This is a genomic window from Vreelandella sulfidaeris, from assembly GCF_042429665.1.
Taxonomy (GTDB): Bacteria; Pseudomonadota; Gammaproteobacteria; order Pseudomonadales; family Halomonadaceae; genus Vreelandella.
Window position 1 is genome coordinate 170,926 of the sequence record NZ_JBHMAC010000009.1, and the last position, 9,235, is coordinate 180,160.

The window sequence follows — 9,235 nt, forward strand, 5'->3', positions numbered from 1 at the left end:
CGGGCTAGTTCACCGCGGCGGTCACGCTAATTTCCACCTTAAGTTCATCTGCCGGCATAGGTGCGCATATACAAGCGCGCGCCGGTGCGTATCCTTGCGGCACCCACGCATCCCACACCTCATTCATCGCGGCGACGTCGCTGCCGTCTTTAAGATAGATCGTCGCACTAAGCAGTTGCTCACGGCTGGAACCAATCTCTTTTAACAGCTCATCCACCCGAGCCAGCATGCTCTCCGTTTGAGCGGTAATATCACCCTCACGAGCCTCTGGCCCGGCCACCTGACCACATAGGTAGGCCACGTTCTGATGAATGACAGCGCGGCTCATGCGGGCTTTTGTATCGTGACGCTGAATAGTCATAGCAAAACCTCCTAACCAGTGTAAAAAATACAGTCTAAACCGCTTCGTTGACGTTTGACCATCGCTTAGCGACGCTGTGTTTATAGATACTATTAAAGCGGCTTACACGCGATGATGAGTCGGCACAGGACGATTCTCAAAGACCCGCCGAAGCACAAAGCTGGTATGTGCGCCGGTCACCCCTTCAATACGGTTAATCACATGCAGCAACAGATGCTGGTAATCATCCATATCGCGCACCAATAGCTTGAGCTGAAAATCAGCCGCTTGACCGGTAATGATCAGGCATTCGATAACGTTGGGTATCTCACTGATATGGCGCTCAAAATTATCAAAACGCTCAGGCGTGTGCTGATCCATGGAGATATGCAGCAGCGCCATTAACTGGTAGCCCAGCGGGCGGGCATCCACCTCGGCACGATAATGCTGAATCAGGCCATGCTCTTCCATCGCTCGTACGCGTCGCAAACAAGGGGACGGTGAGAGCCCAATACGATCAGAAAGCTCCTGATTACTGATGCGCCCCTCCTGCTGCAAAATATCCAAGATATGGCGATCAAAACGATCCAACTCGAGAGGCGCTGGCGACATACAAAGCATCTCCTGCTAATAAATTTAACAACCCAGGCATAATATGCCAATTCTTTACGATTTTCTCTTTTTTTCGCAATAACCTAGCGCAGCAAACCCTTTACACTAGATGAACTGCCAAAAGCAGTCATTGATGCGATGCGGTGCCTCTTTATCAACAGAGGTTTCCGCACCGCCCATCAGCGGCTTTCGCTATCCGCAGCCTGTTTTTATCACCTGTTACTTCCAGGAATATTACTACCTTCAGGAATACCGTTATGTCTGCTTTCGATCATCGTAAATATCGCCCGGCGCCTCGTATGCCCTCCTTTAATCGCCAATGGCCGGACCGTGATCTTGAACACGCCCCGATCTGGGTGAGCGAAGACTTACGCGACGGCAATCAGGCACTGCTTGAACCGATGAGCGTGGAGCAGAAACAGCGTTTCTGGCATCAGATTGTGAAGGTAGGCATTAAGGAAGTCATGGTCGGCTTCCCATCCGCTAGCCAGCCCGACTACGATTTCGTTCGATGGCTGATTGAGGAAGACCAAATTCCCGACGACGTCACCATTGCGGTACTGGTGCAATGTCGCGAGCACTTGATTGAAAAAACCTTTGCGTCCTTGGTGGGCGCTAAACGCGCCATTGTGCACCTGTACAACTCAACCTCAACGATTCAACGCGAACGCGTATTTGAGATGGATCGCGGTGGGATTATTGATATCGCCGTGCAAGGGGCTACCTGGGTCAAAACCTATGCCGAACGCTACCCCGATATTGAGTGGTGTTTTGAATATACCCCGGAAAGTTTTTCCAGCACCGAAATCGACTTCTCTCTAGAGATTTGCGAAGCGGTAATGGACGTATGGCAGCCCACTCCGGATCACAAATGTATTCTCAATCTGCCTACCACGGTGGAAGTCGCTGGGCCGCACCATCACGCCGACCAGATTGAGTACTTCTGCCAGCACATTAGCCGTCGCGACAGCGTCATTATCTCGGTGCATACCCATAACGACCGTGGTGGCGCGGTGGCGTCCGCCGAACTTGCCCTGCTGGCCGGTGCCGAGCGGGTGGAAGGCACCCTGTTAGGCAATGGCGAGCGCACGGGCAATATGGATATCGTCACCCTGGCAATGAACCTGTATAGCCAGGGTATTGATCCTGAATTGGATCTATCCAACCCTGATGAAATCATTCAGGTCGTCAACGAATGCACGGGCATCGCCATTCACCCGCGTCACCCTTGGGTGGGCGAGATGGTCTATACCGCCTTCTCAGGCAGCCATCAGGATGCAATTCGTAAATCGCTCAAACATCAAAAGCCCGATGAGCCCTGGCAAGTCGCCTATTTGCCTATCGACCCCCATGATATCGGGCGCGACTACCAAGCGGTGATTCGCGTTAACAGCCAGTCCGGCAAAGGTGGCATGGCATTTTTACTTGAGCGTGACTACGGCATCAATCTGCCACGCTGGATGATGCTGGCACTGGCGCCCTACGTGCAGCAAGAAAGCGAAAAACGTGCCAGCGAACTTTCCAGCGAGATGATTCGCCAAGTGATGTTCGATCATTTCACCCAGGAAGCCCCGCTCTCGTTAGTTGATTATCGACTCTCGAAAGGTCAGCAAGAAGGCATTGAAGTCACTCTGCAACAGGGGAATGAAACACTACGTCTTGCGGGTAATGGCAACGGCGCAATGTCCGCCTTTACCGATGCATGGCAGCGTCACTCCGGCAGCAGCGTGGGAATTATCGACTACAGTGAGCACTCATTAGGGGCAAGCAGTGAGGCCAATGCGATTGCCTTTGTGCAGCTCAATATTGATGGTCAGCGGCTCTGCGCGGTCGCCGAAGATAGCGACACGGTGAGCGCCTCGCTAAAGGCGTTAATCTCAGGCATTAATCTTGCTGCGCATGCCGTACTGGAGGAAGCATCGTGCCCAAAGGGTGAGCTTGTAAGCCAATAACACGCGTACTTACCTTTACCTGGCGACACCACCGATGAGGTAAAAATTCATCTGTGTCGCCAAGTCGCCTACAATCGTTAGCCTTCTCATGGATTTGACCACCTAAGGGAATGTTATCAATGGGCTACCGTCTCCTGCTACGCGACCACCGCGGCGTCCTAAGTATCGCTTTTTTGGCCATGTTCAGCTCAGGCCTTGGCCAGAGTTACTTTATTGGCCTCTTTCAAGCCCCCCTTTCAGACCACCTAGGGCTTAGTGTTGGCCAATTCGGCACTGCTTATGCAGTGGTGACGCTAATAGCGGGCTTTTGTATGCTGCGCTTTGGGCCGTCTATTGATTGGATTAACCCTCGTCGTTTTGCGGCAACCATTTTGTCGCTGCTGTTAACCGGCGTGGTGCTGCTTACCTTATCGCCCTGGTGGTGGCTGGGGATAGTCGGCCTTGGAATAGTGCGGCTATGCGGCCAAGGCATGTTGACCCATTTGGGTAATACGCTGGCGGCAAGGGAGTTTACCACCCTGCGCGGTCGCGCCATTGGGCTGGCTAATCTAGGGATCCCGCTGGGCGAAGCACTGCTCCCCCCGCTGGTGGCAGCCGCATTGATCTGGAGTGACTGGCAAACCTTCTGGTGGCTGCTGTGTGGCGTCATTGCCCTGCCTTGGCTGTGGCTGCTGTTCAAAGCACCCTGGCCCAGCGCCCCGGGCGTTAAACCAACAACACAAACACCCCACGGCCCTCGCCCCTTTCGCGAAAAGCGTTTTTGGCTGCTAATGCCGCTATTGATGGCACTGCCTATCACCATGACGGGGCTATTCATTTATCAAGCCCAATTAACCGAAGCCCTTGATAGCTCGCTGGCCGTTTACGCGCTAGCGCTGACCGGCATGGGGGTCGCCAAGCTGCCGGGGGCACTGCTAGGAGGCCGCTGGGTGGATAAGCTAGGCCCAGTGAAGCTCGCACGCTTATACCTGTTGCCCTACGCCATCGCTATGCTAATGGCGCTAACCATCGGCGGAAATATCAGTATTTGGGCGCTGATGGTGGGTGGTGGTTTGGCCATGGGAGCGCAAGAGCTGGTTGCCTCAGGTCTGCTGATTAAGCTATGGGGCGCCGAGCATCTTGGTAAGGTACGCTCTGCTCTTAGCGCGGCCATGGTGTTCTCCACCGGCATCGCGCCAGCGGTGCTGGGGCTGGCAATTGGGGCAGGCGTTCCGTTTAATGTGCTGCTAATGGGCATGCTGTTGTTTATCGTTGCTGGCTGGCTACTGGCCCAGCGCGTACTGTGGGAAGCGTCGTCTATTGACAGCGTTGAACCATAAGGAGCGGCCTTCCTGTCCGCTATAACGTATCTATCCTATACACACTAGCCATGTCACAACGTTCTAACGGCGTGTTGCTGACCCTCTGTCCACTCATTAGGGCATGCTACACTTAGCGGCCAATCAAAGGTGCCAAGGAGTGAATATGGGCGATGGCCTAACCAACGCTCTGATCATCGCGCTGGGCGGTGCGCTGGGCGGAGTGGGAAGATTCGCTCTCTCAAATTTACTCGCCCGCTATCTGGGCAAGGCCTTCCCCTGGGGCACGCTGGCCGTCAATACCAGCGGCGCCCTGGTGGCTGGTTGGTGGCTGGGCCTACAGGGACTACCCGCAACGCCTTCACCTTTATGGTTATTCACTGTGGTGGGCCTTCTGGGTGGCTATACCACGGTTTCCTCCTTTAGCTTACAAACCATTGAGCTATGGCAACGCGGCCAAACGCTGCGCGCCGCGATCAACAGTGGCGCTACGCTAACGCTTGGTCTTGTGATGGTCGCGCTTGGATGGCTGCTAGCTGGGGTGTCGCTGTCAGAGATGCCGTTATGAGTGCTTGGAAAGCTTATCTGGCAGTGGGTGGTGGTAGCGCGTTGGGAAGCGTACTGCGATACGATGTTTCGCTTGTGACTCAAGCCCTATTCGGGACGTACTTCCCGTGGGCCACGCTGTTGGTCAACGTGCTGGGCTCATGCTTCATTGGCTGGCTGGCGGCCACTATCTCACGCTCCCCTCATGGCCAGCTGGCCCGCTATCAGCCATTACTGGTTGGCGGTTTTTGCGGCGGTTTTACTACCTTTTCATTATTTAGTTTGGAGACGCTGCACTTGATACACGCTGGCCATGCATGGCTCGCATTCGTTTATGTAGTGGTCAGCCTGCCTCTATGGCTGGGCGCTGTTCTGGTGGGCGAACGGATGGCGCTGTCTCGTTAATCATCGCTAGCTTGGCATCAACCCTAGGCCAGAAGGTATCCAGCGTTAACTGCATAAACGCCGGGGCTGAATCATGAAAGCAGCGAAAATGTCTTTATGAGCAAGGCTAGCTGATTCGGGAGTACCCTCCCACAACGCCTTGCTTGCTCATCACAAGCTGCCAGAGTTGAATTTCCCTCGCTCGGAAGGCTCCGGCACAACTCAGCAGATAGTAGTGCCACATACGATAAAAATGCTCTCCATACTGGTGTTTAAAGGTCGCCCAATTAGACTCGAAGTTATGGTGCCAAGCCATCAACGTGCGATCATAATCGGCGCCAAAATTGTGAACATCCTCCACCACGAATAGCGCTTCAGCGGCGTCCGCCACTTGTCCCAGGGTAGGCAACTCACCATTGGGAAAAATGTACTTATCGATCCATGGATCGGTGACGGTATTGCTCAGATTTTTTCCGATGGTATGCAACAAGAATAGTCCGTCATCTTTTAAGCAACGGTTTGCGACGGTCATGAACTCACGATAGTTTTTATGCCCCACATGCTCGAACATGCCAATACTGACGACCCGGTCAAATCGCTCGTTCTCATTACGGTAATCCTGCAATCGAAACTCAACCGGCAAGCCTTTCTTGATCAACCGTTGACCGAACTCTGCCTGCTCTTTTGAAATAGTCAGGCCCACACATTCGACACCATAATGCTTGGCAGCATAGGCCATGAAGCTGCCCCAGCCACAGCCGATATCCAACACACGCATACCAGGTTTTAGCGACAGCTTGCGGCAGATAAGGTCAAGCTTGGCTTCCTGTGCGTCATCAAGGGTCTTGGCATCTTTCCAGTAGCCGCAGGTATACGTCATGCGTTGATCGAGCATCGCAGCATAAAAATCATTACCCAAATCGTAATGTTTTTCGCCCACTTCCCACGCGCGCTTGACCGTTTGCCGGTTCAGCAAACGCGAACGTAGCGAGTAATACATCAACTGAGTGGGCTTGATACGCTGACCAAGCTGGGCACGCATTAATCGGTAAAACAGCTCGTCAAGATGTTCAGCGTCCCAGTCCCCTTTCATATAGCTTTCGCCAAGCCCAAGGTTACCTCGCGAAAGGGCGCTATCGATAACGCCAGGAGCATGTAGCTGTATATCCCAGGGACGATCACCATCAAGCTGGATATCCGCCTGAATCAAAAGCTCGGCGATAAAGCGATGGGAAGGAGAAGCTTCGTCGAAGCCAACGGGGGATTTGTCCAATGTGAGTTGATTCAAGGCAGGCTCCTCGCGCTATTCCAGTGACTGAATAGGTCATAAGCTGCCTTTTATAATAGAACTGCACTGCCATATTAGCAGTATTAAATGCACTATCTTTAATGCTGATTAAATGTAAAAAAACCGGACTACTCGCTGAAAGCAGGCCGGTTTAAATGTATGACTACCGTGGTTAACGCAGTATTAAAACAGGCAATTCGCTGTTGCGTAGCATGGTGGTTGTGGTACTACCTACCAGCAGGTGGCGAATACGTGAATGCCCATAGGCCCCCATAATGAGCAGATCAATAGTGTGCTCTTTCTCGTAAGCCTGCAGGGCTTCATCAACCTCGCCAGCACGAATAGCACCTTCTGCATGGTGGCCCGCTTCACGCAACGTACTCAGTGCCCACTCCTGTTCAGACCGATGCTCCGCCGTGTCAGCCCCGACAATCAGCACGTGACATTCGGCGCCTTTAAAGAGCGGCGAACGGGCGAGCATTTCGACCCCCTTACGCGCCGTTTTACTGTTATCAAACGCCATCAATACTTTTTCAGGGCGCTTAAAAGTGGTGGGTACCATTAAAATCGGGCGGTGCATTTCACGCACGACCCGCTCAAGGTTAGCGCCAAGATGACCACTTGCCTGATGAGCGGTTTCACCGCGTTTACCCACCACCAGTAGCCGTACGTCTTTTTCAAGTTCTACCAGCGTTTCGACCAGAGTACCGTTGAGTTGGCGAGTAACAGGAGCACTAACGCCATCTTCCAAAGCGCGCGCTTTGGCTGCTTCAAGCATCAGTTTGCCCTGTTCACGATTCACCTTCGCGCGCTGTTCATCAAGCGCCGAAAGCTCCTGCATTAATTGCTCGCGGGCACCGAAACGCAGATTGCCGGAAAGGTTTTGTTCGCTGGGTACGTCCGAGTGGTTATCGACCACATGCACAAAGGTTAATGGCGCCGCCATGGCCAAGCTTGCCCAGGCGGCGTAATCACAGACACTTTCGGCAAACTGGGAGCCATCAATCGCGGCTAATACGTGTTCTGTCATTGTGTTCTCCTAGCGTTGTTTAGTGGCCGCCCATCAGTTTTTCTACCGCTTCGGGGTCATTGTGCACGGCGTATTTATCCACCACCGTTGCACTGGCCTCGCTCAAGCCCACTAGCTCCACCTCAGTACCTTCGCGGCGGAATTTAATCACTACGCGATCCAGCGCTTGCACGGCGGTAATATCCCAGAAATGCGCCCGGGAAAGATTGATAGTGACTTTATCGATGCTTTCTTTGAAATCAAAGGCGCCGATAAAGCGCTCGGAGGAGGCAAAAAATACCTGTCCAACGACGTCGTATTCGCGCTCTTTACCTGGTTCCACTTCCTTAGAGCCGATGTACATAATGTTGCCAACTTTATTGGCAAAGAACAGCGCCGCCAGCAGCACCCCAACAAAGACGCCAATGGCGAGGTTATGCGTGCTCACCGTCACCGCTACAGTCGCCAGCATCACAATATTAGTACTTAGTGGATGCTTTTTAAGATCGCGGATTGATTCCCAGCTAAAAGTGCCGATGGAAACCATGATCATAACCGCGACCAAGGCCGCCATAGGTATTTGCGACACCCAGTCAGACAGAAACACCACCATCAATAGCAGTACGACACCAGCGATAAGCGTCGAGAGCCGCGTGCGTCCGCCGGATTTAATATTGATCACTGATTGACCGATCATGGCGCAGCCCGCCATACCGCCTAACAAACCTGAGCCAATATTGGCTAACCCCTGGCCCTTGCACTCACGGTTCTTGTTACTAGGTGTATCGGTCAGGTCATCCACAATGGTAGCGGTCATCATTGACTCAAGCAGGCCCACCACGGTCAGCATCAATGAGTAGGGTAAAATGATCCATAGTGTTTCAAGGGTCAACGGTACGCTTGGCCATAGAAAAACAGGCAACGTGTCAGGCAGTTCGCCCATGTCACCGACGCTGCGTATTTCCATACCGCTGACCATGTACACCACCGTTAACACTACAATGCATACCAATGGCGAGGGAATGGACTTACCGATAACCGGCAAGTAAGGAAACAGGTAAATAATGCCTAGACCTGCGCCTGTCATGACGTAAACATGCCACGTGACGTTGGTTAATTCCGGTAGCTGGGCCATGAAAATTAAAATCGCCAGCGCGTTGACGAAGCCAGTCACCACGGATCGCGAAACAAAGCGCATCAAATCAGCCAGTTTCAAGTAGCCAGCCACAATCTGAAACACGCCGGTGAGTAGCGTTGCCGCGAGCAGGTATTCAAGGCCATGCTCTCTCACCAGGGTGACCATTAACAGCGCCATGGCGCCGGTGGCCGCCGAAATCATGCCAGGCCGACCACCAGTAAAAGCAATGATGACCGCAATACAGAAAGAGGCGTAAAGGCCCACTTTTGGGTCAACACCGGCAATAATCGAAAAGGCGATCGCCTCGGGAATGAGCGCAAGCGCGACCACGATACCTGAGAGCGTGTCGCCCTTGATGTTGGAAAACCACTCTTGCTTACTATATAGAGACATTCAGGGAGTCCATGTCTAAAGGTTATGATTGTAAAAGCACTGGCGCAGCACTGACGTACGCATCTGTCGCGCTAACGCACTAGCCAATAATTAAGTCATAGAGATAGTCCGCCAAATGGCGGATGAACGGCCATAGCATGCCGTTACGCCGTGACAACGCAATGAACGTGTACAGGCGTATCGCTGGGAGGGGGAAAACCTAGGGCGGTGACCTTCTCCCTGAAAAGCGCAGCGATTAGAACTGGAGAATTCGGGCCATATCGATCACGCTGAGA

At 53.0% G+C, this 9,235-nt stretch carries 9 protein-coding genes; 4 read left to right on the forward strand and 5 right to left on the reverse strand.

The window, feature by feature from the left end; translation table 11 throughout:
- Positions 1–4: 4 nt before the first annotated feature.
- Positions 5–361: a RidA family protein gene (locus tag ACFFLD_RS04875; RefSeq protein ID WP_386037396.1), complete on the reverse strand. Its 357-nt coding sequence runs from the start codon at positions 359–361 to the stop codon at positions 5–7.
- A 102-nt stretch (positions 362–463) separates the two neighbouring features.
- Positions 464–952, reverse strand: a complete 489-nt coding sequence (locus ACFFLD_RS04880) for an Lrp/AsnC family transcriptional regulator (RefSeq protein ID WP_386037399.1) — start codon at positions 950–952, stop codon at positions 464–466.
- A 257-nt stretch (positions 953–1,209) separates the two neighbouring features.
- On the opposite strand from ACFFLD_RS04880, the gene ACFFLD_RS04885 reads away from it, so the two are divergent.
- The 4 genes from ACFFLD_RS04885 to ACFFLD_RS04900 all read left to right on the forward strand — a co-directional run bounded on the left by ACFFLD_RS04885 (position 1,210) and on the right by ACFFLD_RS04900 (position 5,153).
- Positions 1,210–2,904, forward strand: coding sequence for a 2-isopropylmalate synthase (locus ACFFLD_RS04885; protein WP_386037402.1), 1,695 nt, complete (start codon positions 1,210–1,212; stop codon positions 2,902–2,904).
- 119 nt (positions 2,905–3,023) lie between these two features.
- Positions 3,024–4,223 carry an MFS transporter gene (locus tag ACFFLD_RS04890; protein WP_386037404.1) on the forward strand — a complete coding sequence of 400 codons (1,200 nt, stop codon included), beginning with the start codon at positions 3,024–3,026 and terminating at the stop codon, positions 4,221–4,223.
- A gap of 145 nt (positions 4,224–4,368) precedes the next feature.
- Positions 4,369–4,770 (forward strand): fluoride efflux transporter CrcB, encoded by a 402-nt coding sequence (crcB, locus tag ACFFLD_RS04895; protein WP_386037407.1) that lies wholly within the window; start codon positions 4,369–4,371, stop codon positions 4,768–4,770.
- Positions 4,767–5,153: a fluoride efflux transporter FluC gene (locus ACFFLD_RS04900; protein ID WP_386037410.1), complete on the forward strand. Its 387-nt coding sequence runs from the start codon at positions 4,767–4,769 to the stop codon at positions 5,151–5,153. Before crcB ends, ACFFLD_RS04900 begins: the two co-directional genes overlap by 4 nt.
- A 106-nt stretch (positions 5,154–5,259) precedes the next feature.
- Here the strand turns inward: ACFFLD_RS04900 and cfa are convergent, their stop codons facing one another.
- The 3 genes from cfa to ACFFLD_RS04915 all read right to left on the reverse strand — a co-directional run bounded on the left by cfa (position 5,260) and on the right by ACFFLD_RS04915 (position 8,960).
- Entirely contained in the window at positions 5,260–6,420 is a 1,161-nt protein-coding gene (cfa, locus tag ACFFLD_RS04905; protein ID WP_386037413.1) for a cyclopropane fatty acyl phospholipid synthase, read from the reverse strand.
- A 172-nt stretch (positions 6,421–6,592) separates the two neighbouring features.
- Positions 6,593–7,450 carry a universal stress protein gene (locus ACFFLD_RS04910; RefSeq protein ID WP_386037416.1) on the reverse strand — a complete coding sequence of 286 codons (858 nt, stop codon included), beginning with the start codon at positions 7,448–7,450 and terminating at the stop codon, positions 6,593–6,595.
- Between the two features lie 19 nt (positions 7,451–7,469).
- Positions 7,470–8,960 (reverse strand): SulP family inorganic anion transporter, encoded by a 1,491-nt coding sequence (locus ACFFLD_RS04915; RefSeq protein WP_386037419.1) that lies wholly within the window; start codon positions 8,958–8,960, stop codon positions 7,470–7,472.
- Positions 8,961–9,235: the final 275 nt, after the last annotated feature.

Bases quoted from the DNA above. Each gene is read 5' to 3' on its own strand.
- ACFFLD_RS04875 (WP_386037396.1), bottom strand. From the start codon at position 361: ATGACTATTCAGCGTCACGATACAAAAGCCCGCATGAGCCGCGCTGTC.
- ACFFLD_RS04880 (WP_386037399.1), bottom strand. From the start codon at position 952: ATGTCGCCAGCGCCTCTCGAGTTGGATCGTTTTGATCGCCATATCTTG.
- ACFFLD_RS04885 (WP_386037402.1), top strand. From the start codon at position 1,210: ATGTCTGCTTTCGATCATCGTAAATATCGCCCGGCGCCTCGTATGCCC.
- ACFFLD_RS04890 (WP_386037404.1), top strand. From the start codon at position 3,024: ATGGGCTACCGTCTCCTGCTACGCGACCACCGCGGCGTCCTAAGTATC.
- crcB (WP_386037407.1), top strand. From the start codon at position 4,369: ATGGGCGATGGCCTAACCAACGCTCTGATCATCGCGCTGGGCGGTGCG.
- ACFFLD_RS04900 (WP_386037410.1), top strand. From the start codon at position 4,767: ATGAGTGCTTGGAAAGCTTATCTGGCAGTGGGTGGTGGTAGCGCGTTG.
- ACFFLD_RS04910 (WP_386037416.1), bottom strand. From the start codon at position 7,450: ATGACAGAACACGTATTAGCCGCGATTGATGGCTCCCAGTTTGCCGAA.
- ACFFLD_RS04915 (WP_386037419.1), bottom strand. From the start codon at position 8,960: ATGTCTCTATATAGTAAGCAAGAGTGGTTTTCCAACATCAAGGGCGAC.